At 48.8% G+C, this 26,068-nt stretch carries 28 protein-coding genes; 9 read left to right on the forward strand and 19 right to left on the reverse strand.

All coding sequences use genetic code 11. The annotated features are described in order from the left end of the window. Positions 1-18 precede the first annotated feature (18 nt). From mutS to GCU39_RS12335, 8 genes are all read right to left on the reverse strand, one after another. Positions 19-2,727 (reverse strand): DNA mismatch repair protein MutS, encoded by a 2,709-nt coding sequence (gene mutS / locus GCU39_RS12300; protein WP_152393778.1) that lies wholly within the window; start codon positions 2,725-2,727, stop codon positions 19-21. A gap of 57 nt (positions 2,728-2,784) precedes the next feature. Then, entirely contained in the window at positions 2,785-4,308 is a 1,524-nt protein-coding gene (locus GCU39_RS12305; protein ID WP_152393779.1) for a putative amidoligase domain-containing protein, read from the reverse strand. 195 nt (positions 4,309-4,503) lie between these two features. Then, the gene (locus tag GCU39_RS12310; protein WP_152393780.1) at positions 4,504-5,064 is read right to left on the reverse strand and encodes an outer spore coat protein CotE; all 561 of its coding nucleotides are present in this window, start codon (positions 5,062-5,064) and stop codon (positions 4,504-4,506) included. Between the two features lie 191 nt (positions 5,065-5,255). Next, positions 5,256-6,203: an aromatic acid exporter family protein gene (locus GCU39_RS12315; protein WP_152393781.1), complete on the reverse strand. Its 948-nt coding sequence runs from the start codon at positions 6,201-6,203 to the stop codon at positions 5,256-5,258. An 80-nt stretch (positions 6,204-6,283) separates the two neighbouring features. After that, positions 6,284-7,093 (reverse strand): ABC transporter permease, encoded by an 810-nt coding sequence (locus GCU39_RS12320; protein WP_152393782.1) that lies wholly within the window; start codon positions 7,091-7,093, stop codon positions 6,284-6,286. Then, complete coding sequence (locus tag GCU39_RS12325; protein WP_152393783.1) at positions 7,090-7,878, reverse strand: ABC transporter ATP-binding protein; 789 nt, start codon at positions 7,876-7,878, stop codon at positions 7,090-7,092. The genes GCU39_RS12320 and GCU39_RS12325 overlap by 4 nt, the downstream gene beginning before the upstream one ends. Before the next feature lie 17 nt (positions 7,879-7,895). Further along, entirely contained in the window at positions 7,896-8,894 is a 999-nt protein-coding gene (locus tag GCU39_RS12330; RefSeq protein WP_152393784.1) for an ABC transporter substrate-binding protein, read from the reverse strand. Between the two features lie 214 nt (positions 8,895-9,108). Further along, entirely contained in the window at positions 9,109-10,692 is a 1,584-nt protein-coding gene (locus GCU39_RS12335; RefSeq protein ID WP_152393785.1) for an MFS transporter, read from the reverse strand. A gap of 170 nt (positions 10,693-10,862) precedes the next feature. Here GCU39_RS12335 and GCU39_RS12340 point away from each other — a divergent pair, with 170 nt between their 5' ends. Both GCU39_RS12340 and GCU39_RS12345 read left to right on the forward strand, forming a co-directional pair. Next, entirely contained in the window at positions 10,863-11,384 is a 522-nt protein-coding gene (locus tag GCU39_RS12340) for a helix-turn-helix transcriptional regulator (protein ID WP_152393786.1), read from the forward strand. A 103-nt stretch (positions 11,385-11,487) separates the two neighbouring features. Beyond that, positions 11,488-11,805, forward strand: coding sequence for a DUF4190 domain-containing protein (locus tag GCU39_RS12345; RefSeq protein WP_227793560.1), 318 nt, complete (start codon positions 11,488-11,490; stop codon positions 11,803-11,805). Positions 11,806-11,876: 71 nt separating this feature from the next. Here the strand turns inward: GCU39_RS12345 and GCU39_RS12350 are convergent, their stop codons facing one another. After that, positions 11,877-13,394, reverse strand: coding sequence for a carboxypeptidase M32 (locus GCU39_RS12350; RefSeq protein ID WP_152393788.1), 1,518 nt, complete (start codon positions 13,392-13,394; stop codon positions 11,877-11,879). Between the two features lie 134 nt (positions 13,395-13,528). On the opposite strand from GCU39_RS12350, the gene GCU39_RS12355 reads away from it, so the two are divergent. Both GCU39_RS12355 and GCU39_RS12360 read left to right on the forward strand, forming a co-directional pair. After that, positions 13,529-13,852, forward strand: coding sequence for an iron-sulfur cluster biosynthesis family protein (locus GCU39_RS12355; protein ID WP_193726899.1), 324 nt, complete (start codon positions 13,529-13,531; stop codon positions 13,850-13,852). 47 nt (positions 13,853-13,899) lie between these two features. After that, entirely contained in the window at positions 13,900-14,454 is a 555-nt protein-coding gene (locus GCU39_RS12360; RefSeq protein ID WP_152393790.1) for a beta-class carbonic anhydrase, read from the forward strand. Between the two features lie 68 nt (positions 14,455-14,522). On the opposite strand, the gene GCU39_RS12365 is transcribed toward GCU39_RS12360, so the two are convergent. From GCU39_RS12365 to GCU39_RS12380, 4 genes are all read right to left on the reverse strand, one after another. Beyond that, complete coding sequence (locus GCU39_RS12365) at positions 14,523-15,428, reverse strand: DUF4097 family beta strand repeat-containing protein (RefSeq protein ID WP_152393791.1); 906 nt, start codon at positions 15,426-15,428, stop codon at positions 14,523-14,525. After that, the gene (locus GCU39_RS12370) at positions 15,425-15,982 is read right to left on the reverse strand and encodes an HAAS signaling domain-containing protein (RefSeq protein ID WP_193726900.1); all 558 of its coding nucleotides are present in this window, start codon (positions 15,980-15,982) and stop codon (positions 15,425-15,427) included. The genes GCU39_RS12365 and GCU39_RS12370 overlap by 4 nt, the downstream gene beginning before the upstream one ends. Before the next feature lie 10 nt (positions 15,983-15,992). Then, the gene (locus GCU39_RS12375; RefSeq protein WP_152393793.1) at positions 15,993-16,322 is read right to left on the reverse strand and encodes a PadR family transcriptional regulator; all 330 of its coding nucleotides are present in this window, start codon (positions 16,320-16,322) and stop codon (positions 15,993-15,995) included. Positions 16,323-16,484: 162 nt separating this feature from the next. Then, a complete protein-coding gene (locus GCU39_RS12380; RefSeq protein ID WP_265333515.1) occupies positions 16,485-16,943 on the reverse strand; it encodes a DUF309 domain-containing protein in 459 nt (152 codons plus the stop codon). A 223-nt stretch (positions 16,944-17,166) separates the two neighbouring features. Between GCU39_RS12380 and GCU39_RS12385 the strand changes: the two genes are divergently transcribed. Both GCU39_RS12385 and GCU39_RS12390 read left to right on the forward strand, forming a co-directional pair. Beyond that, on the forward strand, positions 17,167-17,595 hold the full coding sequence (locus tag GCU39_RS12385; RefSeq protein WP_152393795.1) for a hypothetical protein: 429 nt from the start codon (positions 17,167-17,169) through the stop codon (positions 17,593-17,595). A gap of 3 nt (positions 17,596-17,598) precedes the next feature. After that, complete coding sequence (locus tag GCU39_RS12390) at positions 17,599-17,877, forward strand: YxcD family protein (protein WP_152393796.1); 279 nt, start codon at positions 17,599-17,601, stop codon at positions 17,875-17,877. A gap of 69 nt (positions 17,878-17,946) precedes the next feature. Here GCU39_RS12390 and GCU39_RS12395 read toward each other — a convergent pair whose 3' ends face one another. Genes GCU39_RS12395 through GCU39_RS12410 form a run of 4 tightly spaced genes read right to left on the reverse strand, consistent with a single transcriptional unit; the run spans position 17,947 to position 20,477 of the window. Then, the gene (locus GCU39_RS12395) at positions 17,947-18,594 is read right to left on the reverse strand and encodes a DUF2306 domain-containing protein (protein ID WP_152393797.1); all 648 of its coding nucleotides are present in this window, start codon (positions 18,592-18,594) and stop codon (positions 17,947-17,949) included. Between the two features lie 23 nt (positions 18,595-18,617). After that, positions 18,618-19,250, reverse strand: a complete 633-nt coding sequence (locus GCU39_RS12400) for an NAD(P)-dependent oxidoreductase (protein WP_152393798.1) — start codon at positions 19,248-19,250, stop codon at positions 18,618-18,620. Continuing rightward, positions 19,247-20,086, reverse strand: a complete 840-nt coding sequence (locus GCU39_RS12405) for an SGNH/GDSL hydrolase family protein (RefSeq protein ID WP_152393799.1) — start codon at positions 20,084-20,086, stop codon at positions 19,247-19,249. Before GCU39_RS12405 ends, GCU39_RS12400 begins: the two co-directional genes overlap by 4 nt. Before the next feature lie 37 nt (positions 20,087-20,123). Beyond that, positions 20,124-20,477, reverse strand: a complete 354-nt coding sequence (locus GCU39_RS12410) for a DUF6220 domain-containing protein (protein ID WP_227793561.1) — start codon at positions 20,475-20,477, stop codon at positions 20,124-20,126. Positions 20,478-20,670: 193 nt separating this feature from the next. Here GCU39_RS12410 and GCU39_RS12415 point away from each other — a divergent pair, with 193 nt between their 5' ends. The 3 genes from GCU39_RS12415 (at position 20,671) to GCU39_RS12425 (ending at position 23,723) form a co-directional block, all read left to right on the forward strand. Continuing rightward, a complete protein-coding gene (locus GCU39_RS12415) occupies positions 20,671-21,363 on the forward strand; it encodes a response regulator transcription factor (RefSeq protein ID WP_152393800.1) in 693 nt (230 codons plus the stop codon). Further along, the gene (locus GCU39_RS12420; RefSeq protein WP_193726901.1) at positions 21,324-22,703 is read left to right on the forward strand and encodes a sensor histidine kinase; all 1,380 of its coding nucleotides are present in this window, start codon (positions 21,324-21,326) and stop codon (positions 22,701-22,703) included. Before GCU39_RS12415 ends, GCU39_RS12420 begins: the two co-directional genes overlap by 40 nt. Positions 22,704-22,784: 81 nt before the next feature. Further along, entirely contained in the window at positions 22,785-23,723 is a 939-nt protein-coding gene (locus GCU39_RS12425) for an aldo/keto reductase family protein (RefSeq protein ID WP_152393802.1), read from the forward strand. A gap of 77 nt (positions 23,724-23,800) precedes the next feature. On the opposite strand, the gene GCU39_RS12430 is transcribed toward GCU39_RS12425, so the two are convergent. Together GCU39_RS12430 and GCU39_RS12435 are read right to left on the reverse strand one after the other, a co-directional pair. Next, positions 23,801-25,228: an alpha/beta hydrolase family protein gene (locus tag GCU39_RS12430; protein WP_152393803.1), complete on the reverse strand. Its 1,428-nt coding sequence runs from the start codon at positions 25,226-25,228 to the stop codon at positions 23,801-23,803. Between the two features lie 196 nt (positions 25,229-25,424). Then, positions 25,425-25,997: a TetR/AcrR family transcriptional regulator gene (locus GCU39_RS12435; protein WP_193726902.1), complete on the reverse strand. Its 573-nt coding sequence runs from the start codon at positions 25,995-25,997 to the stop codon at positions 25,425-25,427. Positions 25,998-26,068 lie beyond the last annotated feature (71 nt).

A 26,068-nucleotide genomic window follows, 5' to 3' on the forward strand; every position in this document is an offset into this window, starting at 1 on the left:
CCCCTCTTCCGTTGTCCGTCACGCTAATCCTTTGACTTGCTGCTTGAGCTCATTTAACAACTGCATCGCTTGCAGCGGCGTCATATTCATAATATCCGCAGCTTGCAGACTCGCGATGACACGCTCTGCACGGGGATCAGCCTTCTTCACAGGTTTCGTGGAAGAGAAATCTTCATCGCCGAAGATCGACAGCTGCACGACGCCTGTGCGCTGATCGGCTTCCTGATCCGCCACCTTCATCGGTTCGACTGGCGCAGCAGCTTGTGTCATTGGAAGGGATCCTTCTTCTACAGCAACTGCTGCCTCTCGTACGACTTTCTCTTTCCCTTCATGCGTTGCTTCGTTATATTCGAACCCTTGCAGCAAGGTATAGGCCCGATCGATAATCAGTTCAGGCAGACCAGCCAACCGTGCGCAATAAATTCCGTAACTTGTGCTCGCTGCGCCTGGGATCAATTTTCTTAAGAATGTTACATCATTGCCATTCTCTTGCACCGCCATACAATAGTTGCGAAGTCCACCCAGACTACTCTCCAGATGGGCAAGCTCATGGAAATGCGTTGATACGAGCGCTTTACAGCCAATTCGATCATGAACGTATTCGATCACCGCTTGCGCAATCGACATCCCCTCGCTCGTCGAGGTGCCGCGGCCTAACTCATCAATGATCACTAGGCTGCGCGGTGTGGCTTTCTCCGTCATGACCTGAATATCCATCATTTCCACCATGAACGTGCTCTGTCCGCCGATCAGGTCATCGGCAGCGCCGATTCGTGTAAAAATACGATCGATCATTGGAATTTCCGCTTGCTCAGCGGGAACGAAACACCCCATTTGCGCCATGATGCAGATGAGTGCAACTTGACGCATATACGTACTTTTACCTGCCATATTCGGTCCTGTAATTAAGAGAATCTGCTCCTCATCACGAATCAACTTCGTATCATTGGCGATAAATGTCCCGCCATTCATCACGGCTTCGACAACCGGATGACGACCCGCCTTCACGATGAGATCCCCACCATCGGTTAATACTGGCTTCACCATACGATGCTGGGCACTAACCGTCGCAAGCGATTGGTAGACATCGACCTCTGCAACCTTCTCGGCAAGCTTCTGCAACCGCGTAATCTCTGCCGCAATCCGCTCGCGCAGCTGAACGAAGAGACTATACTCCAAGTCAACCATTTTCTCTTCCGCTTCCAGAATGAGCGATTCCTTCGATTTCAACTCGGGTGTCACATAACGCTCAGCATTCGCAAGCGTCTGCTTCCGCTCGTAACGCCCTTCTGGCAACGATCCGATCTGCGACTTCGTTACTTCTATATAATAGCCAAATACTTTGTTAAACCCAATCTTGAGCGACTTAATGCCCGTCGCTTCTCGTTCACGACGCTCCAAATCCGCAATCCACCGCTTGCCGTTTACGTTCGCTTCACGAAGTTGATCCAGATGTTCGTCATACCCCGTCCGAATGAGGCCGCCGTCCCGCACAGAAATCGGTGGCTCGTCCATCACCGCAGCCTCGATCCACGAGAGGACATCGGTGCAGCTGTCCACATCGGCGGCGAGCTCGCGAAGTGTCGACGAAGGCGAGTTCAGGCACAATTCTAGCAATGCAGGAATCTGCTGCAGCGAAGTTCGGAGTGCGATCATGTCTCTACCATTCGCGTTCCCGAAGGCAACCCGGCCCACGAGACGCTCAAGATCATAGATTTCCTTCAATTGCTTGCGTATATCTTCTCGCACGATAAATTGATGGAACAGCTTGTCTACAGCTTCGAGACGGGATTCAATGGCCGCTCGCTGCATTAATGGCTTATCAATCCATCGGCGTAATAACCTAGCTCCCATAGACGTTTCCGTCTGATCCAAGAGCCAGAGCAGCGATCCTTTCTTCGCGCGCTCACGCACCGTCTCCACCAATTCCAAATTCCGTCTCGTAAACGGATCGAGGATTAAGAAATGCTCTGGTTCATAACTGCGTATTTGCGTCAGCTGTCCAAGCGACCGCTTCTGCGTCTCATTCAAATAGGCAACCAAGCGCGATACGACACGTCGACGCACGGCTTCCAGTCTCGACCATGCTGTATCGCCAAATTGGCGCACGACAAGAGCATCGTCGCTCTTCAGCCACGACGTTGTGAGTACCGGTTTCCCCAGCGTAAATTCTTGCCGAACATGCGGAAGCAATTCCTCGTCACAGAGAATTTCGGATGGAGTGTATATATTCATTTCGTCGAGCAACCGCTCATTGGAATGAGGGAATGAAGTCACATACAGTTCACCTGTTGATAAATCACAAGCAGATAGGCCAAGCTGCCCATCCAAGACAGATAAACAGACCATGTAGTTATTCGCGGCTTCGCTCGACATGCGGCTGTCCATCACCGTACCCGGCGTCACGACACGCACGATCTCTCTTCGCACGACGCCTTTTGCCGCCGAAGGATCTTCCACCTGCTCGCAAATGGCTACTTTATATCCTTTTTCGATTAATCGATGAATGTAGTTTTCAGCGGAATGATAAGGAATTCCACACATCGGAATTCGTTCTGCTGCGCCGCCTTCACGGCCCGTCAATGTGATCTCTAATTCTTTGGAAGCAAGAATGGCGTCATCAAAGAACATTTCATAGAAATCGCCCAGACGGAAAAATAAAAACGCATCCTTAGCGTCAGCTTTAATCGATAAATATTGCTCAATCATTGGCGTATATTTGGCCATGTCCGAACCTCCACCTCTTTCATTACCGTCTCATTATAACAGAAATGACGGTACAGATCATTGAAAGGGAGGGATTTTCCACAGCTTGCGAATATCTTGCTGCTCATCCCATGGGACGCGGTGCCTGATCCGATCCATGAGCGGCTCTATGTACCCTGCATATTTCCCATAAGAAGGAAGCCTTAATAAATCATCGTACAACGATTCGAAATAACCGGCGAGTAAGGAGGAATTGCCTGCATAAAAAGCTTCAACCACCCGTTCATCACGCGTATAGCGCAATGTTAATGAACGGTACTCTGAAGCGACGAGCTGCGCAAGCGCAATGACACCTTTGGTCACCACCGGAGAGACCAGCCAGCTAGGCAAGGTTCGATATTCGAACCCATGGTGAGGCTGAACGCGAAAATCCCCAAGCACACCATACCTCGGTCTTCGTCTCGCGGATGTGTTTGCCTCAATGATCGCTAGGGGGAGCGCGATATAATTATCTAATACCCGAAGCAGCTGAGCATTTAACCAAAGTCCGCTGAAATGAATATGGCCTCCGATCGCAAGTCCGGGCATAGGCATACCGCCAGCAAGCCAGCGTAAATGTCGATCCGGAATCGATCTGGCTGCCATTTGCATCGTTCGCATTAATTGGATGATCAGTTCCCGCGGCTCTTCGCGTGGCTCCGGTCTAAGCTCGACGAGCGGATAAATCGGCGAATTCATCGTCACGGTCTGCTCAAGCCCTTCTTCATCCAGTCGATTCCCACTGCTTCGAATCCAGACGGCATCGCAACCGACGGGACCATCCTTCGGCAAATATTTCGATGCAGACACGGTCTTGCCCAGTTCCGCGTCATACAGAATAAACTCGGGGTCCATCCCGAGCATCGCTGGTGTTGTTCGTTCTGCTTCCAACCGGAATCGATCTCGATCATGAATCATCGCCAGCGCAAATTGTGTTGCGAGTTCCTTGGAACTGAGCTCTGGCGGGGATAGCAATGACACCACTACCATCCCACCGCTCTGCTGCTGCTCAATATGAACTTCCCCAATATCCCAACCAACGCAATAGAGTGCGCGAATTGCCAATCGGCAAATACGACGAATGACAGCATCTGAGCGGTCTAAATCGATAGGCTGTTCCGAAGATAGGCCATTTGGCCCGATAAGGACACCACGATGAACGGCAAGCACACGCAAATGATAGACATGTACGGTATATCGTCGTATGCCCTTCTCTTGCGAAATAGGTATTCCATGTCGAGCTAATATTGTGCTTAAATCCACGTCCTGCCGGCGTTGTACATACGATGCATCACAATTGGTTCGATAGATGAGAGCTTGCGGCGTATGAAGTCGATTAAGCCAACGGTTCGTTGACTCATCTGATCCTTCCCAGCGAACCCACGTCAAGGTCTCGGATTCAGAAGTAAGCCTAGTCAGAGGCATCAGCTCATCCGGATGTCTCATGACCTTTCCTTCCTGGCCGCATCCCTGCCGAAGCGCGCGTATTAGATCATGAGGCGGATGATTTCTGGCGAATTCCAGAGCCATTCCTTCTCCGTCCGTCCATATCCACGTATTCATCCCGCCACCCCGTTTCACGCACACCGAAGATTTTGAGCAGGAACCCTGCTTCCAAACCCTCGTACAACGCCATTCGCATACGATCCGTGAATATCAAATGACTCGTGCCACTCCCTAATTAATATTTCAAAAAAAAGGAGGGCTCCTGCCCTCTACACCGCCCCTCTAGATGCATATATTAGACTATCGAAGCCCTCATACTTCATCGTCAAGCAAATCCGGGTCTAGATCGTCATATTCACCGTCTTCATAGCTGAAATCATAATCTTTGTCATCATGATCCGCGCAGCCGTTCGGGCAGACCTTGACACAGACTTTGGTCTCAGCGACCATCTCAACAGCAAATTCGCGTTCCACACGGATCGATACACTCGACTTGTTAGAAGATACGCTCGCTTCTACGCAGTTCGGCTCTTGCGTTGCCTCCGCAGCCACCTCTTGCGTCGATGCTCTATGTTTCGGATCCAGATACGACAGTGGAACGTGTTCTACATAAGATACCGTTTCTTTGGCTACATCCGTTTGCGAGTTTTTGTCGTATGAATACCAAATGTTGATATCGTAAGTACCAATAACTTCAATGCCGTCGCCTGCACGAACTGCTTCGTACTGATGGTTTATAACCCATGCCCCCAGGATGCTGGTTGGATTATGAGGCGGAGTCACGGTATGTGTTACGGTAGAGAACTTACGACCCTTGCCGCAGACTGCTTTCGTAATAATCTCTCTACATTGATGTTTATCTGCTAATGCCATCCTTTTAACCTCCTCCATACAATCATTCATTTAAAGTGTATGCAGGACATAGGCGAATGTTGATAAAATGGTCAAACATAATTTTATATGATTCTCATCTAGCAAAATAACCCCACAAAGTGGGGCCTTGACTTCGAAGTTGATTCAGGTACTTTGCGGGGGGCCCCGAAAAATCCTATTGTTCAAAGAGATCAATGTCGACGCTGTTTATCCTTCCGCGCAATAGCCAGAAACTGCTCAAGCTCGCGACATAATTGAAGAATCGCTGAACGAACCTCGAATTCCGACCGCGTTGCCGGCAACGGCATTTGTTTAGCCTCTTCAATGAATTCATTTAATTTGGCTACCGACAATCCGGTATAATAGCTAACTTTGACGTCCTCGCTGAGCAAATGAAAGAGATCCGCCGCCTGATCGCCCTGCGGTAGGTTCTGATACACATGGGAGAGCAGATCAAGCATGCGCTCTACGGAATTCAACTGCTGCTGCCGCATATAGAAATAGGTGTACCAGCCTTCATCCGTGCGCAGCAACTGATTATCGACACCACGCTTCGAGAGCGCAATGCCTTGCGCCACCACGCGCTCCACGGAGAGCAGCTCCTGCCCGTCCCACGCATAATTCACATCCCGAAGATTCCGTTCAATTTGCACGAAAATATCGGAGAACAGCTGATCCACTTGCGTACGAAGCACCATCAGTTGCTTTTCCATATTCGGCATATACAGCAAATTCACGATCGTCGCTGATCCAAGACCAATGCCCACGGAGAGCAGCTCATTTCCAAGCGTATGCAGCGTAATCGATTCCGCGCCAAAAATATGGAATACAGCCACCGTACTTGGAATAATCCCGTCCTTCATCCCGAATCGTGATAGGAGCGGAAAAGCCACTAAGATATAAACCGCTAGAGCAAAAATTTTGAATCCCAGTATGTAAAATAGGAAACTCCCCAAAAGTAGAGCAAGGATAGAAGCGCAGAAACGCTCCGTCACGACCCGGATGCTCCGTTTCCGTGTCACATCGACACCTAGAATAGCAAGCAGCCCCGCTGACAGCGGAGCTGGTAATCCAATCCACTGTGCGACGAGTATCGCAAGCAACGTGGCAATGGCAGTTTTAACTACACGAAATCCCATACAAGTCAACCCACTTTACAAAAGATCATTGAACTCTATGGTACTCTATTTCGCGTGAAGGAACAACTTGGGCAACGGGATCACGTCAGCTTGCGCTCCAAATAAGCGACGAACTGGTACATCACCGTAGCCACGACGGCAATCAGGACGAGCGTCGACAGCACCAGAGTGAAATTGAACACTTGGAACCCATAAATAATGAGGTAACCAAGTCCTACCTTCGAGACAAGGAATTCCCCGACGATCACGCCCACCCAAGCCAATCCGACATTGACTTTCAGCGTGGAGACGATGGCAGGAAAGGATGCTCGTAAGATCACTTTATAGAAGACATCCCGTTTGCTGCCGCCGAAGACTCGAATGACTTTGACGTAATTTGGATCCACCTCTCGAAAGCTCTGATAGACGGTAAGTGTGGTAATCATTACGGTAATAGACAAGGTGGTTGCGACAATCGCCATGAAGCCGGGCCCAAACCCCACAATAAACAACGGTCCGAGTGCGACCTTCGGCATACTATTGAAGACGACCATATAGGGATCGAGGACTTTCGCAGCGAAATCCCACCACCAGATCACCGCGGCAAGCGCCGTTCCAAGCAGCGTCCCAAGCACAAATCCAACAATGGTCTCGCCGACCGTTGCGCCTAAGTGCACCCAGATCGACCCGTCAATCATGTCATTGTAGATTTGCATGAATACTTTGCTCGGAAAGCTAAATAACAGCACATCGATCCATTTATTCCGACCTGCAATTTCCCACAGGGCTAAGAAAACAACAAGAATTAACAATTGTGTACAGAGTACTTGGCGCCCAAGTTTGCGTTTGCGCAGTACATGGGCTCGATGAAGCTCTTGAATCGGATCGGTTCCCGCCATAGTCGATTTCATGATGTCGTCCTCCTTTCCGTCGATTCAAGTTCTTTCCAGACTTCATGAAACAACGCATTAAATCCTTCCTGCTCGCGAGCATAGAAAGGTTCCGCGCTTCGTATCGCTTCCGGAATCTGGAACTCCTTCCGTAATCGTCCTGGATGCGACTCGAGCACGATCACGCGATCGCTAATGGCCACGGCTTCCGACAGGTCATGCGTAACGAGAATTGCTGTCTTCTTATGCTGCTTCATCGTGAAGGCGACAAGGTCCTCAAGCTGCAGCTTCGTCTGATAATCGAGTGCCGAGAACGGCTCATCAAGCAATAGAATATCGGGCTTCGTCGCAAGTGTTCGCACGAGAGCTACTCGCTGACGCATCCCGCCCGATAATTGATGCGGATACAGGTTGATCGCATGCTGCAGACCCATCTCTTCTATTAGATGTAATGTATATTCCCTAGATGCTGCATCCTTCTGACCCGTGAGTTCAAGTCCAATCATCGCATTCTCCTGAATCGTACGCCAAGGGAACAGGTAATCTTGCTGCAGCATATAGCCTACCGCAGGAGTTGGTCCTTGCACGGCTCTTCCGAGTACTTGCACCTGCCCTGAAGTTGGCAGCAAGAGACCTGCAATCATCGAGAGAATGGTCGTCTTGCCGCATCCACTCGGTCCAACTAAGCTCACGAATTCACCAGTCTGTACGGTAAGGGAGAACCTGTCAATCGCGAGCGTCGCCTCTCGGTCTGTGACATATACTTGTGTAACGTCCTGAAGCCCAACCTCGGGAACCTTTGACATCGCCTCTCCCTCCCCTACTATTTCATTGATTTTTCTGCGTACTGCGTATTGACGATTGATTTATACTCGACTTTGGATTTCAGTTCACCTGCTGTGGACATGACATCCATCAGATTATTCCATTCCGATTCATCCAGAATCGGGTCTGTTGCATAGGAACCCTGCTCTTTGTACCGCTTGACGACCGATATCGCGATTTCCCGATCGGTATCTTTGAAATAAGGAAGAATCGTATCCGCAATCGCTTCCGGCGTGTTGTCTTGCACCCACATTTGCGCTTTATGCACCGCATTCGTGAATTTCTGTACCGTATCACTGTTCTTATCGATGAAGCTTTGCTTTGTCATAAATACGGTATAAGGCAATTTTCCGCTCTCCACGCCGAAGGACGCGATCACGTGGCCTTTGCCCTCTTTCTCGAAGATCGAGGCCTGCGGCTCGAACAATTGCACATAATCCCCTGTACCTGAAGCAAAAGCAGTAGCAATGTTCGCAAAATCAATGTTCTGTATCAACTCAAGATCTGTTTGCGGGTTAATGCCGTGCTTCTTCAGCGTGAACTCGCCGGCCATTTGCGGCATGCCGCCTTTTCTTTGACCAAGAAATGTTGAGTTCTTAAGTGAATCCCAATTGAACGAATCCACCGCTTTCCTGGAGACGAGGAATGTACCGTCTGTTTGTGTCAGCTGCGCGAAGTTGATCACCGGATCCTCTGCACCTTGCTGCGCGACATAGACCGAAGTCTCCGAACCGACGAGGGCAACATCAATCACGCCCGAGAGAAGTGCAGTCATCGTCTTGTCGCCCCCAGCAGTCGTCTGCAGGTCAACTTCCAATCCTTCATCTTTAAAAAATCCTTTGGCCAGCGCAACGTACTCTGGCGCGTAGAACATCGATCGCGTCACTTCGCCGACTTTGACTTTGACCGGACCCTCGCTCGAAGTCGAACATGCGGATAGTACGATACTGCTGAGCATCACGATCACCAACATGCTAAGCCATGTTTTCCTTTTCAAACAAACCCCTCCCTGACCTTACTTTGGTATTAACAATGTATGCACTCGCCTAGGAAAGGGTTAAAGGAAGTCACGCAAGAAGAAAGGAACTCGTCGTCCTTTATCGGACGATAAGCGTATCTTCGAGTAATATAAGAACAGTTTATCCGTAAAACTTATAAACACTTATATTTACAGAAAAAAAGCGCCCAACGGGCGCGGGCGCTTCTTCTCTTTACTTATAATCATGTTGAAGTTGTTGATGCTGGGGGTGACTCCCCATCTTGTTCTTGCGTACCACGCCAATAACCACCGTCGTCACGAACAAGAGAATACAGATCGTCATCGCCGTGTAGAACAACCCATGGTACCCTCTTCCCGCAACTTCATGCAAGGCATCCATCATCGGCTGCTTCGTCGATGGATCTTGAATGTGGGCGAATCCTGCTTGCAGCGTGCTGAAATCCATCTGTCCTGTCATGGCCGGCATCGCACCAGCATCTGCTTGAATATGTGCTTCACTAAGATGCGACTGAATCGCATCCCCCATATGCATGAACGAACGAGCAAGGAAGCCAGCGAACAACGTAGGCGCAAGTGTTAATCCGATTTGACGCGACAATGAGGTTGTCGCAAGCGCAATCCCTTTGTTGTCCCCTGCATTTTCCGTCGCGAGGATATTCACCGGCGCCCCGAGCATCGAGCCGAACCCAACGCCTACCATACAGCTCGCGATGACCATCTGCCAGATATGCTCCACCCATACCGCGAATAACAGGAACCCGATCGCTGCAATCGCACTTGCTGTCAGCATCGTGAAGACTGAACCTTTGCGGTCTACCAATCGACCGCCTAATGCGGCGCCAGCGCCCGCTGCGAGAGCAAGCGGCGTGAACCAATAGCCGGACACGGCCGAATCAACACCTAAATATTGTTCAATAAAACCGGGAACGAAAATAATGGAAGCAATGATCGTACCGGATAACATCGCATAGAACAAGGTCCAGCAGAATACGCCGTCTTTAAATAGGAAGGTTGGCAGAATCGGATCCTTTGAAGATTTCTGTACCCCACGTTCTACGAACACGAGTATAACGAACAGCACGAGCCCTAAAGCAATAAACCCAAGGAAAGATCCGGATGTCAGACTATCGATCACATTGACCCCATCGAGCTTGGTTAATCCGTACATCATCGACAGAACCGCCATACTCAAGACGACGACACCGGCATAGTCCAGGCGTGCTTCCGTCAATTTCTGCTCTTCATGAATGAATTTCATGCCTAGCACGGCAAGTGTGATCGCAATCGGTACATTAATGAGGAACAACCAGTGCCAGCTACCCGTCATATTCAGAATGAAGGATCCGATGTTCGGTCCCAGAACGGATGCGATGCCATTCATTCCGCCGAGAATCCCGAGCATCTGCCCTTGCTTTTCGCGCGGAAACGTATTTAAGACGAAGGAACTTGCGATAATAAAAATTCCGCCGCCGCCCATCGCTTGGATGAACCGAGACACCAGAAACCAAGTGAAATTCGGACTTAAGGCAACCAATAAGGATCCTAGACCAAACAAGGTCACTTCGAAAATAAACAATTTTTTACGTCCATACCGGTCCGATAGTTTGCCGATAATCGGCACGCTTATCGCAAGACCCAATGTATATACCGTAATCGTCCAAGCACCCCATGTTGGCGATACACCAAAAGAACGATTCAATGTGGTGAGCGCTGCTGTAATAATGCCGTTATCCAGTGCGCCCATAAATACACCTACAGCAAAAATAATTAAGCTCCAGGTTAAATTCCGCTTCATCCCTCTCACTCCATTCACCTGACTTGTTGAGCATGATCCGCTTCCCATGTATAATGTCAGTATATAGTCACAAGTGACTAATTCGTAATATCGTAAGTTTACCACTTCCTTGCGTATAGTCAAGTATGACTAATCACGAATGGAATAATAACTTCTTGGAGGATTCACAAATGGACGAGCGTACATTACTCATTCTAGGGCTATTGAAATCCCAGAGTCAGCATGGATACCAAATTAACGATTTTATTGAACGCAATCTAGGGCGCGTATCCGATATGAAAAAGGCGACCGCCTATTCCCTATTGAAGAAACTGAATGAATCCGGATTAATTGAAGCGACGACAGAGCAAGTGGGTAATCGACCGGCGAAACAAGTCTACTCCATTACCCCCGCTGGCGAAGAGAAATTCTTCAAGCTGCTGCGCATGTCGCTTGTGCAAGTTAATGATTATTTGCCGCATGGTGATATTGGCATCTGTTTCATGGATCAATTGCCTGCGAACGAAGTGATCGGTTATCTGCAGGAAAGGCTGTCAAAAACGGAAGATTTACTCACAACCTATGAGCAAGTGCCTTCCCATGTGAACCATCTATACGGCATGAATCTGACCATCAAACATCGGATTGCCTTGTTCCGCTGCGACATCGAATGGATGAAGCAGACGATCGAAGAGCTTCAAACCCAACCCTAAATTCACAGTTTTTCATCCTTATGGAAATAATTTCTTTGCCAACGATGGCATGATCCGCTACAATGTTATGGAAAATATGTAAATAACAAAAGGAGCTATGTTCATGGATCCCATCCATACCCCCCCGCACTACCAACATTATCCACCAGTTCGGAAGACGAATTCGAAGTCGATTGCTGCGCTTGTGCTCGGCATACTAGGTGTCGTCGTTCCGTATCTTGGATTTATTATTGCGATTATCGCGATTGTCTTCTCTCGTCTGGCAGCCGGTGAAATCAAGCGGACAGGCGAAGAAGGACGAGGAATGGCGACGGCTGGTCTTGTGCTCGGCATCGTCGGCACGGTGCTGTACGGGATTATTATTCTTCTCGCCGTCATTGCATTTCTTGCCTTCGCAGCATCCGATGTCACGACGTTCTAGCTCGCGAGGCGGAACAACAAAAAAAGCTCATCCCCCTTACGGTGGGATGAGCTTTTCTATTATCTATCGTGTTATTGCAGGTTATATACTTCTTTGAATTTGTTCTCCAAATATTCGATGAGGTAGATCGGGCTCAATTCTTCACCCGTAATGCGCTCGATGATCTCTCCAGGCGTCTGGCTCTTGCCGTATTGATAGATCTTGTCCGTGAGCCATGCTTTGATCGGCGCGAGTTGGCCTTGTTCAATATAGCTGTCGAGCTCAGGCAGTTCTTTTCGCATCGTGTGCATGATCTGCGCGGCGTACATATTTCCGAGCGAATACGATGGGAAGTAACCAAAGCCGCCGCCACCCCAATGCACATCTTGTAACACACCTAGTGCATCCGTCGGAGGCGTAATGCCGAGATACTCCTCGTACTTCGCGTTCCATACCTTCGGCAGGTCCGCAACGCTCAATCCCTCGTTGAACAGCATCTTCTCAATTTCATAACGAATAATAATATGTAGATTGTACGTTAACTCATCAGATTCCGTACGAATAAAGGATGGTTCTGAACGGTTGATCGCGCGGTAGAACGTGTCTTCCGACACTTCAAGCTGACCTGGGAATACGCGCTGCACGTCTTTGTAGTAACGGTTCCAGAACAACCGGCTACGACCGATCATATTCTCCCAGAACCGGGATTGGGACTCATGGATGCCCATCGACGTACCTGTGCATAACGGCGTTCCGATCAAGTCCTTCGAGATGTTCTGCTCATAGAGCGCATGCCCGCCTTCATGCAAGGAACTGAACAACGAATTCGGAAGATCCTTCTCGTCGTAACGCGTCGTAATCCGAACATCCCCTGGGTTCAAACCGGTTGCGAATGGATGTACACTCACATCAAGTCGACCCGCATCAAAGTCATAGCCCATTTGCTCCAACAAAAAGAGACTGATCTCGCGTTGCTTATCAATATCGAATTTCTGTTCCAAGCAAGACATATCCGGCTTGTTGTTCGATGCTGCGATCGCTGCGACGAGCGGTACCGTTCTTGCACGCAATTCGCCGAACACTTCATCGAGCTTCGCTACGGTTAATCCCGGTTCGTACATATCTAACAATGTATCGTAACGCGTCGCTTTGGGACCCCACAGGTCGATGAATTGCTGATTATAAGCAACCACCTTTTCCAGATACGGCTTAAACAATTCGAAATTATTCGTCTCACGCGCTTCTTCCCAGATATTCTCCGCTTGGGTCGTTAGCACGACATATTCCTGGTACATTTTCGCTGGGATCTTCTTGCTCTTCTCATACTCTTTCTTGCACTCTTCGACGATCTTCTGGTTCATCTCATCCAGCTGTGCAAATACCTCGGGTTCAGACAGAGCCGTTACAAATTCCCCCATCTCATCGGATGTCGACAATTTGAACATTTCGGTCGATAGAACCCCGACCACCTCGGAACGTGCTTCCATTCCTTTTTTCGGCGCGCCCGTTCGTAAATCCCAATAGATCACACCAAGTGCTTCCTCATAGCTTTTAATTTTTTGAACCAATTCGCGAAAATCTTTCACTTGTTGTTCAGTCGATGGATTCATTCGATTACCGCCTCTCGATTTATTTCTCATGCAAGGGTTCACACTCACCTCTTGATGATACTTTTTGCAAAGCGTATAATCAACTGTTAAGAGAAAAAGATGATATATGTCACACTTGGGAGAGGAGAACCTGCATGTACATTCATCTGACAGACGATGCACGCGAAGCGATTAACGAGCGAATTGGCACGGGTTCGACAGCCTGTTATCTCACGTTGGTGTACGATACGGAAGATTGCGGATGCAACGGTTTGCCTGCGCTGCACCTCGTATCGACCATCGAAGAGACCGATGTCCTCGTGGATTCGAACGGTCCGCCGATGGCGACGGACAAAGCGCGCATGATCTATTTTGAAGAACGTATGAAAATCGATCGAAGCGGATCGTCCAGCTTCAAATTATCCAGTGACAGCCAAACTTACAGCTCTAACATCAAGCTCGTCGATCGTCGGAGCTAAGCGGTTGGAGTCCTATACTTATTAGACCTATTCGAGGAGGAATCCCTGTGTCAAATCTTGAGACCATTTTAGAATTCAACCATGCCTTCGTAGAACAGAAAGGCTATGAGACGTACAAAACGGACAAGTTCCCGGAGAAGAAGCTTGTCATCTTAACTTGCATGGATGCTCGCCTTGTCGAGCTGCTGCCTAAAGCGATGAACCTGAAGAACGGCGATGCCAAAATCATTAAGAACGCCGGCGCGATTATTACTCAGCCCTTCGGTTCCGTAATGCGGAGTATTCTCGTTGCGATCTACGAGCTCGGCGCCGAAGAAGTGCTGGTCGTGGGCCATCGCGGCTGCGGCATGACGAAATTGAATTCCGATAATATCGTAGAGAAAGCGTTAGAACGCGGAATCTCGGAGACGGTCATTACAACGCTTGAAAATTCAGGCATCAAAATGAACCGTTTCTTGCGCGGGTTCGATAGTGTTGAAGAAGGCGTCGTAAGCAGCGTCTCCATCATCCGCAATCACCCGTTGATGCCAAGCAGTGTCCAAGTCCACGGACTCATCATGGATTCAGAGACAGGGAAATTGGAAATGGCTGAAGTCAAATAAATCAGATAAGGTATCGGAATCAAAAAAAACACGCCGCACGATCAAATGTCGTGATGGCGTGTTTTTTATTATCTTTTTGTGATGCTAATGTTACCTGACGTCGTGCGCGCCTTGACCAGATCTTTTGTCGAGACGGTCGTCTTCGGAACATCGATATCACCAGTTGATGTCTCCACGTCGAAATAGCCATCAAAGGCCCCTGGAAGTGTCACATCCACATTGCCTGATATCGACTCCAGATGGAGTTCCGGCACTATTTGCAGCTGCGTTAATTCCACATTGCCCGAAGCCGTGCGGAGATTCGCTTTCCCCACATGGTCTTTCACTTCCATATCGCCAGAGATCCCTACCGCCACGATATCACCGCTCAACTGACTAAGACTGACGTTGCCTGATTTTATGCTGAGTGCCACTTGTCCTTGCAGCTGCTCCCCCGTAATATTGCCTGAAGTCGAACCTAACTTCACCTGTTCCGCTTCCAATTGCTTAATCTCCAGGTTGCCCGACGTTGTCTTAATCTGCACATCCTTCGCCTTTGCCAGTTCGACATCAAGGTTGCTGGACGTACTGTGGAGGTCCAGCTGATCCAGCCGCTCGCCCTTTGGCATGGCAATCACAAGCTTCTGATCCGACGAAAATGAGAAATTAAACACTTGGAATTTGAAATCCTGAGGCAGTTCCAGTTTCAATTGCGAATTCACGAGTTTGGCATCCTCGAGGGATGCGACCGTCTCCTTCGCAAGCTTGCCTGTCAGCTCGACATAGCCCGTTGCGTCTGTGCTCTCGATAAACTCCACATTGACATCATAATCGCTATCAAGGACGAACTTCTTCAGCTCGGCTGCTTGAAAATCCCACTTTTTCTTAAAATCGACTTCCTGCGAGTTCGGATCCTTGATCCCAACCATCAATATCCCAATAACCCCAACGACAATACAGCATGTCGCGATAAAATAAGTAAATTTACGAATCATCGTCCATCTCTCCCCATAACCACATTCTTATTCCACACGATATAGCGCAGCGTAAGCGCCAGAATCGATTTCCACATGTTCTTTACGCCGAATATCATGAACAGGCCGATACCAACCATAATGAGTGCGAGGAATATTTTGTACATAACAAACTGCCCATGGATGAGGAAATCCACAACGACGAGCAGCGGTGCAGCCAAACATGAGACCATAATTCCTGTTACGGCAACACCAAGCGAATATAGCGCAGCCATTAAGGGAATCACGAGCATAACATTCAGAAAAAATAATCCAATCCCCTTACCGATCTTACTCCCTATCGAAGACGTGCGTATCAGCTGTGGCTGTGACTTTGGTGTGTATAATTGAGGATCCACGTATCGATCGCCTAGAATCTCATAGGCCAACTCAACCGGATGACCCAGCTCCTGCGCAATCTCTTCCTCCGATTTTCCATTCTGCCGTCCGAATTCAAAGTGCGCTGCGTACTCTTGCAGCAATTCACTACGTTCCTGCACCGGCATTAATACGATATGTCTCTCAAGTAATGTCATAAACTCTGCTTTATTCAAGGGTCTCATCCTTCCCGATTAACTTCGTTACGCTTCCAACAAATTTACGCCACTCCTTGATCATTTCCTTCAAATAGATCTCACCCATTGGCGTAATCTGATAATACTTACGAGGCGGTCCTTCCGTTGATTCCTGCAAATAGGTCGAACAATATCCATCATTCACCAGCCGCCTTAATAATGGATAGAGCGCGCCCTCAGCCACTTCGATATGCTCCGACACTTGCTGAGCCAATTCGTAGCCATACTTATCTTGTTTATGAATCAAGTAAAGGACGCATAGCTCCAATACCCCTTTTTTGAATTGTACTTGGACGTTCACTCGGTTCACCTGCTTTATTTATAGTGTTATAAATCCATTAATCAGTACTGAATATCATTCAATACCTAAGAAGAGTATATAGCACACTACTGAACAATGCAAGATACTAAATGTAAATTATTACACATGCACGAAAAAAAGGGCCTCTGCCGCCCTTTTCTCTTAACCGATATCCTGTTGTCGTTCTCTTTGCCTTGCCGCGAGCTGACGCGCACGCTCCGCCACCACTTCGCTCCGGTCACGTAATTTATGACGATGTATAAGTTCTGGTTGCGACATATCACTTGGTGTCTTCCATGACAATCCCCGCTCGAAGCACAGCTGTTTGCACTGATCAATAAGCGACTCGTCGGCAAGCGGAACATTTAGATCCTCAAACCGCATATCATTTTGCTGCAATGCCTGATAACGATTTCGTAGCATGTCCATCCACTCTTCCGCGTGAATCCCGAGCTTCGTCAAATGATCCGGATTGCTGTGCTCGATCGTCGCCTGCATCATTTTCATCGCGCCTATGCGGTTCCCGCGGCGATGGTGATAGCTCGATACGGCTGCTTGAATGAGGCCTAGCCACGTCGTGGTGAACGGATCCTTCGCATCCACCTTCCAATGTTCTTCCATGATTTCATGGCACTCGAAGTAGTCCCTGGTTCCATGAAATTCGACTAGATATTCTAGATAAGCCTCTGGATAGTTCGTCATCCGAATCCCTACTCTCGTATGATCAAAATTTTCTATATCATTATTCTAATCGATTTAATAAAAAAATTGAAACCTCTTTCGCTAGTGTTCGTATTAGATGTGAGGAATATCATACACAACCTATAAAGGGGAATCAGAAAGCATGCGCAAATTGGTATTAGTCATGATGGCTTTCTTACTCATGATGGTCGTCGTTACACCAAGTGTGATCGATGCCAAGCCACGTGGCGGGTTCAAATCGGGTACGAAATCCTACAACAACACGCCGTCGAAGTCACAGAATAACGTGAATAAATCCGACAGCGGCACGAGCACCAAATCCGGAACGACAGCTACGACTGGTAAAAGAGGATTTTTCAGCGGCGGTAGCTTCTTAGGCGGATTGATGATGGGTGGACTTGCTGGTATGTTATTCGGAAGTATGTTAGGTTCCGGATTCATGGCCAATATGTTCGGACTACTGATCAACATTGCAGCCATCTTTATTATTTTCGCAATTGTTCGCTCCCTGTTCACTTACTTCATGAACCGTCGTAAAGTAGCAGATGGCGATCGCCATAGAAGGTACTAAGTTATGCGATTATCGATGGATGAGATCGTCAATGCCATCTGTATTCACATGGCAGAACGCAAACAAGTACGACCTACCGATGTTCTCGTTGAATTATGCTGGGATGAAGATAACGGATTTACCGCAGAAGTTACCATTCAAGGACGTCTGCAATATCTCGTCGAAGCAAACATGCTCGAGGCCATTGAACGTTATATGTTCTCCGAATACAATCGCCGTGTCTATCGCGACCAGATTCACTTGGATGTCGAAGATGAGATGTGGGCCGATATACATGATTAGAGCAAAAGGCAGCCAAAATGGCTGCCTTTTTTTATTGGGTTACCTGCAGGGAACACGGGAATAGGTTCATTACTTTTTCAAGATCCGATGAATGATTAACCACTCCGCAATCACGATATTGACCACTAACCCTACCCAAATATTGACCTCCAGCACGTGATTCAGAATGGCTTCGATCCCTTCGAACGGCAAGTCCTGATGTCCTGCCAGATAGATGACGATGCATAGCGGGGTAACGAGCCGCGCCGTTGCAGCAACGAGGGTCACGGCATAGTTGCGCGTCATCCATACGCCGTGAGCTGCGAACTTTCGCTGCCTCGCTGACGCGTATCCCTTCCACCCAGTAAACAGCCATAAAACCACTAAAGTCAAAAAGGCCATCTGTCGAATGTAACTCGACGTATACATGCCAACCACCAGCCCGGTAAGGCTACCGATCAGGACAAACCCAAGATAAAATCGCCCCACGATCCGATGCAGCTCCGGCCTTCTGCCTCGTAGCCAAGGGATGAACTGCAGCCAGCCTACCACAAGGGCAAGAAGCGATGCGAAGATATGAACGAGCAGCAAAGGATAATGAAGCGGAAACGAAGCATTAAGCTCCACTCGGCTCTGCCCAGGATCAAATAAAACATAAGGTGCTACGGCAAAAGCAGCGGCACCTAACGTAAGAAAGACGATCAATTTCCATCTGAATTGGATTTTCCGTTCCTCCACAGTCCTTCCTCCTCCGTGTCGATCTAATAAGCTATTTCAACGATGGTCTGCCTTAACGATGCGTCAGAAACGGATCGCAACATGAAGTCTGCCAAATCTTCGCGCGAGATGCCTTGCGCCTTCGGAAGGTGATGATTCGCTGCCGTCCGGTATATGCCTGTCTTCGCTCCGTTCGTCAACCGCGGCGGACGAATAACGGTCCAATTCAGCCCGGATCGTCGAACCGACGCTTCCATCCGATCCATATCCTCGTAGGGGTGTTTGTACATTCGTTGGATCACGAGTTGAATCACCAACCTTTGTAGGATCGGCGTATCGGGGGGAATGGCCAAGCCCGCTGAGGAAAGGCAGATCAACCGCCTTACCCCTGAAGCATACATGGCCTTTGCAATATTTTCCGTCCCCTCCGAATACACGGTCGTCGGCTTGCGATGATTGACGCCAAGCGCGGATAGAACCGCATCTTGCCCAGCGATCGATCGGCTGAAGGATGGTAAGTCCAGGACATCTCCTCGCACGATCTCCAGACGATCATGACGTATGCCAACCTTGTCTGGATTGCGTACGATGGCAGTCACTTCGTGTCCAAGCGCAAGTGCTTGCATCACCACTTGCCGCCCCGTACCGCCTGTCGCGCCGAATACAGCCATTTTCATCGATCGTTTCCTCCGGTCAGGCCTTCCACTACCCAGCGCACGATAGCCTTGTGTCCATCGATTGTTGGATGAAGTCCATCTATGCCCAGGAAATTCGCCATCGCCGATTGCCCGAAGCTCGCTTGTATATCAATGACGAGCTCCGGCATGCTGCGAATCCGTTCACCAACCTTGATGATGTCTTCGTTGCGCCAGCTGAGCTGACCCATCTGGAAGTAGGGATAGGCAGCCATTCGTTCTTCATCACATGTCGGCGGTGTGATCCAGATCCATGCCGATTGAGATCGTGCTGCGGCAATGCGACGAATTTCTTCGATGTTGCGAGCGGTTTCCTCCAAGCTAACAAGTGTTTTGGTTGCCGCAGAACTTATGCGCATCACATCGTTCGCCCCGATCATACAGAGAATCCAATCCGGCTGTCTTGCCATCACGCCGTTCATTCGTCCTAGCACGTGAGCTGTCGTATGGCCGGAGATACCCTCATTGATTAGACGGATAGCATCTTGTGGTCTCCGCAGCTCGAGCAGCTTCCTAAGAATTTCGAACCATGACACCAAATCATCGGTCGTGCTCTCCCCTAGTCCGACCACCGTCTCCCCCTGCTTGAATGGAAGGTGATCCACCCGATCGACAAAGGCCGGGTCTTCCAGCAGCTGCTGTGCTGCCACGTTTACCTGTTGTGACAAGGCCTCTCGTACACGTCGATACGTTGCCAGGTCCATACCATATAGAGCTGCTAGGACTCCCTCATCTATCTGTTGAACAAAACTTAACATTTTCTCGGGATGCTGGCTTTGGACAAGTTTTACCCATTGCGGGTTTACGTTAGGTTCCACCTGATCATCATTCTCCTTTTTTCTTCGAATCTTCTCATCAAGACGCTCTTCTTACGGTAATAACCGCACCCCAGAACAATAGTAAGGCAATGACTGGGTGAAGCGCCGCCACCACGAAAGTGGACGAGAAGACTTGCACCGTCAAGAACTGCATCACGATTAGCGCAAATAATCCAAGACTGATCCAGCGCTTGTGCCCCTTCATTCCACCCACAAATGTAAGCAAGAACATGATCAACGGAACGAGAGCAAACATCTGCACGAATGATTTGTGCACAGCCCAATTCGCCGCATCGGAGAACGAAGCCAATCCGGCGATAAATACTTGCGCCACGATACAAGCAAGAAACCCCCATGCTAACAGTTTGAACAAGAAGTTCCATATCTGCATAGCGCCATACCTCCCTCATGTACTTTGGTTGAACCATGCTCTTACACTAACTTGCGAATCTCACAAATCATTGGATGGAAAAGTCACAAAACGATCAACGATCCCTAACATTCCAATCAATTCATCCACGTGTTACAGCGGATATGCTACAATATTGCCAAATCATTGCATGACATCGTGTGGAGGAATGACGATGAGGAATCGAGGTACGGTATTAATCGTTGATGATGATCAAGAAATTGTGGAGTTAATGAAGGATTTTCTCGAAGACGAGCAATTCGAGACGGTCGAAGCGTATAACGCGAAGCAAGCGCTTGAAGCATTGGAACGTACGCGCATCGACTGTATTCTATTGGATGTCATGATGCCCGGCCAGAGTGGGCTTGAGCTGTGCAGACAAATTCGGAAAACGCAGGATACGCCCATCCTATTTCTTAGCGCACGAGGCGAGGACGTGGATAAAATTCGCGGACTCAGCATAGGCGGTGACGATTACATCGTCAAATCCGCTACGCCTGAAGAGGTGGTCGCACGGATCAAGGCCGTTCTGCGCCGCTACGGTAAGAACGAGAAGAATCCTAAGCTCGAGCAACACTTCGGCAGACTCGTGCTGGATGTCCTCGCGCATGAAGCCAGAGTTGATGGCATGCCTGTGCCGATGACACCCAAGGAATTTGACATCCTTCGCTTATTGGCGGAATATCCGCGTCAGGTGTTCACTTACGAGCAGCTGCTGCAGCGGTTCTGGGAAGGAATCGGAGACAAACACACCGTGACCGTCCATATCGGAAGAATTCGCGAGAAGATTGAGGAAGATCCGAGAAAACCAACACTCATCGCTAATGTGTGGGGCGTAGGTTACCGGTTCGAAGGGGTGCGACAATGAAGCCGCTGCGCATACGTAAATGGATGTTGATAGGTATGCTTATCATTCTCATTCTCCCGCGACTGTTCTATGAAATTCCTAGTCTATGGCCTCACCTTGTCGGGAATCCCTCCACGCTTGCACAGCAGCAGTCAGCCATAAATACCTTGGTACGTAAGATTAGCGATACGAACATCGCTAATTGGCATGATCCAGACTGGCAATCCAAAGTAAATGCAGAGCTATCCTCCTCCCACGTCGGATTCATCCTGCGCGATGCGTCCGACCAAGAAATCATTCATGCGGTCCCGAACGGATCAGAGACCATCCCGTCTCGGGAAGTCAGCTTCGTTGAGGGGGGTCATTTCCTTGGAAAAGCCTCCTTCTACATCCCCAAGGAGACAAGCGTCTGGGGGACTCTACTAGCCATCATCGCCGGATTATTCGCCATCTTATTTATTGGCTGGCAAATGGGCCGTGTAGTCGTGAAGCCATTGGAGTCAATGAGTGCAGCAGCGCGACGCATCGCTGGCGGCGACCTCGAGTTTCAGCTTCCTAAGTCTACCGTCATGGAAGTATCGGATGTCCGCAACGCCTTCCAAGCCATGGGCAAGGGGCTGCAAGAATCATTGATTCGGCAGTCCGAATTGGAAGAGGAACGGCGTTTCTTCATTAGCTCGATTGCACATGACTTAAGGACACCTTTATTTGCGCTGCGCGGGTTCTTAACGCGACTAGAGCGCGGTCTGATAAGTCAACCCGAGAAAGCACTGCGATATGCCGCAATCTGCAGCAAAAAAGCTGATCATTTGGAACGTCTCGTATCTGATCTTTTCGCTTACAGCCAGCTCACCTCCTTGAATCTGATTCAGCGGTTTGAGCCACTGGTGATCGACGCACTATTCGATGACATTGTGGCGGAATATCGACCGGCAGCCAAAGAAAGAGAGATCAAAATGGTCTGCGACCTGTCAGCTAAGGGGGGATTCGTCCACGGCGACGCGCATATGCTGCATCGAGCGATCGGGAACTTGATCGATAATGCTCTTCGGTATACCCCATGTAACGGCACCATTACTGTCTGTCTATACGTCGATGAAACTCGAATTCATTTCACGGTTGAAGACACAGGACCCGGGATCCCGGACGGCGTCCTGCCACATATCTTTGAAGCCTTCTATCGAGGAGAAGAATCGAGAAATCCGGCATACGGCGGCACAGGGCTTGGACTTACCATCGCGCAACGGATTCTAAGAGCACACCATGGCGATCTCTCTGCTCGGAATCGGAGCCTGACAGGCGGCGGAATATTCAGCGGGTGGCTGCCTCTAAATACTCAACCGCCGATCGAATCGGATTGAACTTCTGCATCCGTGCTCCCGCTCATATACTGAGGTGGAAATGGTCTGGCATGGATCACAAAAGGAAAGGTGGATTGTGGCATGAAATACAGAAGACTTGGCGGAAGCGGACTTAAGGTCAGCGAGATCAGCTTGGGCAGCTGGTTAACCTATGGAGGGTATGTGGAACGTGAAAATGCGGTGAAATCGATTCAAACCGCTTATGAATTGGGGATTAATTTCTTCGATACGGCGAATGTCTATGAGAATGGTGCTGCAGAAACGTTGGTCGGCAACGTGCTAAAAGACTACCCGCGCGAATCCTACGTATTGGCGACGAAAGCCTTCTGGCCGATGGGAGACGGTCCGAATGACCGAGGCCTGTCGCGCAAACATATTACCGAGCAAGCCCACGCCAGCTTGAAGCGACTCGGTCAGGAGTATATCGACATCTTCTATTGTCATCGGCATGACCCGGAGACGCCGCTGCATGAGACGCTCCGTGCTATCGATGATCTGATTCGCCAAGGCAAGGTGCTGTATGCCGGCGTCAGTGAATGGCAAGCCTCTCAAATTGCGGAAGCGCTAGGCGTTGCGGATCGTTATTTGCTAGACCGTATCATCGTGAATCAACCGATTTATAACATGTTCGATCGCTACATCGAAAAAGAAATCATCCCCCTTAGCGAACGTTCCGGCATCGGTCAGGTCGTATTCTGCCCACTAGCGCAAGGTTTGCTAACAGGAAAATATACGTCCGTGGGCGGTATCCCGGAAGACAGCCGTGCTGCCCATTTGGAATGGGTTCGCCAAGGGATCACGGATGAGAAAATTGCCAAGGTGCAGCAGCTTGCAGCCATTGCTTCTGAACTCCAGATCACGGTTGGAAACTTAGCGTTGGCATGGATTCTGCGCCAAGACAATGTATCCAGCGCGCTGGTCGGGGCCAGTCGTCCGCAACAAATCACGGAAAATGCGCAAGCCTCAGGCATCGAGCTCAGTGAAGACGTTCTGAATCGGATTGAAGAAATTCTGCAATAGATGGAAATAGAGGCTGTCTCACCGACGAATCGGTTAGAGACAGCCTTTACTGGAATCTGAATCTGAATCAGTCATGATTAGGACTTGATCAACTCGATATCGGGATACCGAGCACCGATGTCGTCCAACACAATCGTGTCATCCCCCTTCACATACTTGTCGAAGAACGATAGACTGACATCGCAAATGATACGGTGGGTATAACGTATATCCGCTTCCTTCCCTATGAACAATGGTGAGTAGAGTGGGAAGTCGGTGTAACTCATATGGTCCGTGTGTGGTATCGTTACGGAATATCCTCCCCCCGCCAACGCAAGTTGTCTGCGATGTAGCAACTCTTGCCATATGCCTTCATAGGTATCCAGCGACATGTCAGATGGATTCTTGACGGCTTGCTGATAGTGTATTTCCGTATCCTGTGCATTCATTAACATAAAAGGTTTGCCGATGCCTTGTTCCGGGGCACGTATTCCGTATAACCCCCCATCCATATCGATACCCGCCTTCACGCGGTCATCCTGCAATAACATCTGCATGGCCGCTGCCCCGCCGTAAGAATGGCCGAACATACCAATCCGACTCATATCGATTGCTCCTTGAAAGCGGCTGTCCGGTATCCCTCTGTTCAGTCGCTCCAATTGATCCAACACGAATTTCACGTCACTTACCCAGACAGGCATACGTGCGTCTAATGCGGGAATGCCGTCATCGAGCTGAGATCTGCTATATGTAACTCGGCCGTCTGGGAATACGGTAGCGGCCGCATCATAGGTGTGATCGATCGCCGCCACGATATATCCGTGACTTGCGAGCTCCTCCACCTGAAACGTATTGCTATTACGAAATCGATCCATGCCGTGCGAGAATACTAATAATGGCCAAGCTTGTTCCTGATCAGGCAGTAACGCTTCTAGATGCGAATGGGTCTTGACCTGCCCCAATTGCTCTAATGCAATAGCCGGAATGGATATCGACGTACCTAGGCCAATCGCAATTTCTTGAGGGGTTGCGGTATAGGGGGCTGTCGGTTCATCGCTACCGGTCTTTGCGGGATACCAGAGCTGTACCATCAATTCCCGGCGTATGCTTGGATCCTTGGCATATTCCTCCTGTCGCTTATCATCCGTAAAGTGAAAAGTCATCGTTCCTACAGCATAAGGTCCGGAAGGTTTATCCAATGAAAATACAGGCATAAGAATCGGCAGCGCAATCGCCACGAACATATATAATCCGAGCACCCCTCCCTTGCAAATTCGAGACACCGCAGAAGCGGACACCGTATATTTACTGGGATCGATAACAACTTGCAACAGGATCCATACGAACATCAAATATGCGGGAATCATTTGTGATCGATAACCTTCCAGTCCGATTTGCAGCGCTGTTATCACTGCAGCAACGCCGATGAGCATGACATTGCCTGGAGACCCTCCCCTCCGAAAAAATAGCAATCGGACTAAAATTAAAAAATGAACGATGATAACGATAAACTCCATCGTCCGCATGCGGTTCCTCTCCTTTCTATCAACGAACTTTTAATCTATAACCGACAGACTGTCGGTCTAGTTATATTTTAACATTATCATCATTGCCGAAGCAAGATGACCTTTGATGACTCGACTTCCCTAACTGCACAACAAAGAACGTTAGGCAGTGTGCCTAACGTTCTTACATAACAAGCGTAATTACCCAAAATCAGTCTTATCCAACTAATTTCTTAATTAGTTTTTTCACCGCATTCTTTTTTTCTTCCAGCTTAGCAGCCTCCCATTCGAAGATGCCAGGGTCTAACATAAAATTAACGGCAGTCAATAAAAATTCAGCCGTTTCTTGTGGGTGTTCAACTTTAAAACTTCCTTCTTTCGTTCCCTCAGCTAAGATTCGCGACAAATATGGCGTTATGCCATGAATTTTTTTAACGAGAAATTTTTGATGGATCCAAGCATTATTTTCGTGGTGAAGAACATCCGCGACTTTGGGATGAAGTGTCGAAGTGAACAATATTGCATTTACTTTTTCGGCCCAAGACAAATGAACATCCTCATCAATGGTTTGAATATGCTCCTCGTGGATGACCATAAATCGATCAATCAGCGCGACCATAATGTCTTCTTTCGTTTTGAAATAATAATAGAACGTGCCTTGCGCCACGCCGACTTTTTTGACGATATCACTTACTGCTGTATTTTCGTAACCCTTAATGGCAAACAGTTCTAATGAGGCATCCATAATTTCTGCTTTTCGCTCTTCAGGATTTTTGGATATTCTGGCCATGTATATCCTTCTTTCGACTAATGTCATCATTCAAATTTAATATTAAATCTTGACTGACTCAAAGTCAATGA

The sequence above is a fragment of the Paenibacillus guangzhouensis genome, from assembly GCF_009363075.1.
Lineage (GTDB): Bacteria > Bacillota > Bacilli > Paenibacillales > Paenibacillaceae > Paenibacillus_K > Paenibacillus_K guangzhouensis.

Coding starts and splice junctions, on each gene's coding strand:
- mutS (WP_152393778.1), bottom strand. CDS start 2,727: ATGGCCAAATATACGCCAATGATTGAGCAATATTTATCGATTAAAGCT.
- GCU39_RS12305 (WP_152393779.1), bottom strand. CDS start 4,308: ATGAATACGTGGATATGGACGGACGGAGAAGGAATGGCTCTGGAATTC.
- GCU39_RS12310 (WP_152393780.1), bottom strand. CDS start 5,064: ATGGCATTAGCAGATAAACATCAATGTAGAGAGATTATTACGAAAGCA.
- GCU39_RS12315 (WP_152393781.1), bottom strand. CDS start 6,203: ATGGGATTTCGTGTAGTTAAAACTGCCATTGCCACGTTGCTTGCGATA.
- GCU39_RS12320 (WP_152393782.1), bottom strand. CDS start 7,093: ATGAAATCGACTATGGCGGGAACCGATCCGATTCAAGAGCTTCATCGA.
- GCU39_RS12325 (WP_152393783.1), bottom strand. CDS start 7,878: ATGTCAAAGGTTCCCGAGGTTGGGCTTCAGGACGTTACACAAGTATAT.
- GCU39_RS12335 (WP_152393785.1), bottom strand. CDS start 10,692: ATGAAGCGGAATTTAACCTGGAGCTTAATTATTTTTGCTGTAGGTGTA.
- GCU39_RS12340 (WP_152393786.1), top strand. CDS start 10,863: ATGGACGAGCGTACATTACTCATTCTAGGGCTATTGAAATCCCAGAGT.
- GCU39_RS12345 (WP_227793560.1), top strand. CDS start 11,488: ATGGATCCCATCCATACCCCCCCGCACTACCAACATTATCCACCAGTT.
- GCU39_RS12350 (WP_152393788.1), bottom strand. CDS start 13,394: ATGAATCCATCGACTGAACAACAAGTGAAAGATTTTCGCGAATTGGTT.
- GCU39_RS12355 (WP_193726899.1), top strand. CDS start 13,529: ATGTACATTCATCTGACAGACGATGCACGCGAAGCGATTAACGAGCGA.
- GCU39_RS12365 (WP_152393791.1), bottom strand. CDS start 15,428: ATGATTCGTAAATTTACTTATTTTATCGCGACATGCTGTATTGTCGTT.
- GCU39_RS12370 (WP_193726900.1), bottom strand. CDS start 15,982: ATGACATTACTTGAGAGACATATCGTATTAATGCCGGTGCAGGAACGT.
- GCU39_RS12380 (WP_265333515.1), bottom strand. CDS start 16,943: ATGGAAGAACATTGGAAGGTGGATGCGAAGGATCCGTTCACCACGACG.
- GCU39_RS12385 (WP_152393795.1), top strand. CDS start 17,167: ATGCGCAAATTGGTATTAGTCATGATGGCTTTCTTACTCATGATGGTC.
- GCU39_RS12390 (WP_152393796.1), top strand. CDS start 17,599: ATGCGATTATCGATGGATGAGATCGTCAATGCCATCTGTATTCACATG.
- GCU39_RS12400 (WP_152393798.1), bottom strand. CDS start 19,250: ATGAAAATGGCTGTATTCGGCGCGACAGGCGGTACGGGGCGGCAAGTG.
- GCU39_RS12410 (WP_227793561.1), bottom strand. CDS start 20,477: ATGCAGATATGGAACTTCTTGTTCAAACTGTTAGCATGGGGGTTTCTT.
- GCU39_RS12415 (WP_152393800.1), top strand. CDS start 20,671: ATGAGGAATCGAGGTACGGTATTAATCGTTGATGATGATCAAGAAATT.
- GCU39_RS12425 (WP_152393802.1), top strand. CDS start 22,785: ATGAAATACAGAAGACTTGGCGGAAGCGGACTTAAGGTCAGCGAGATC.
- GCU39_RS12430 (WP_152393803.1), bottom strand. CDS start 25,228: ATGCGGACGATGGAGTTTATCGTTATCATCGTTCATTTTTTAATTTTA.
- GCU39_RS12435 (WP_193726902.1), bottom strand. CDS start 25,997: ATGGCCAGAATATCCAAAAATCCTGAAGAGCGAAAAGCAGAAATTATG.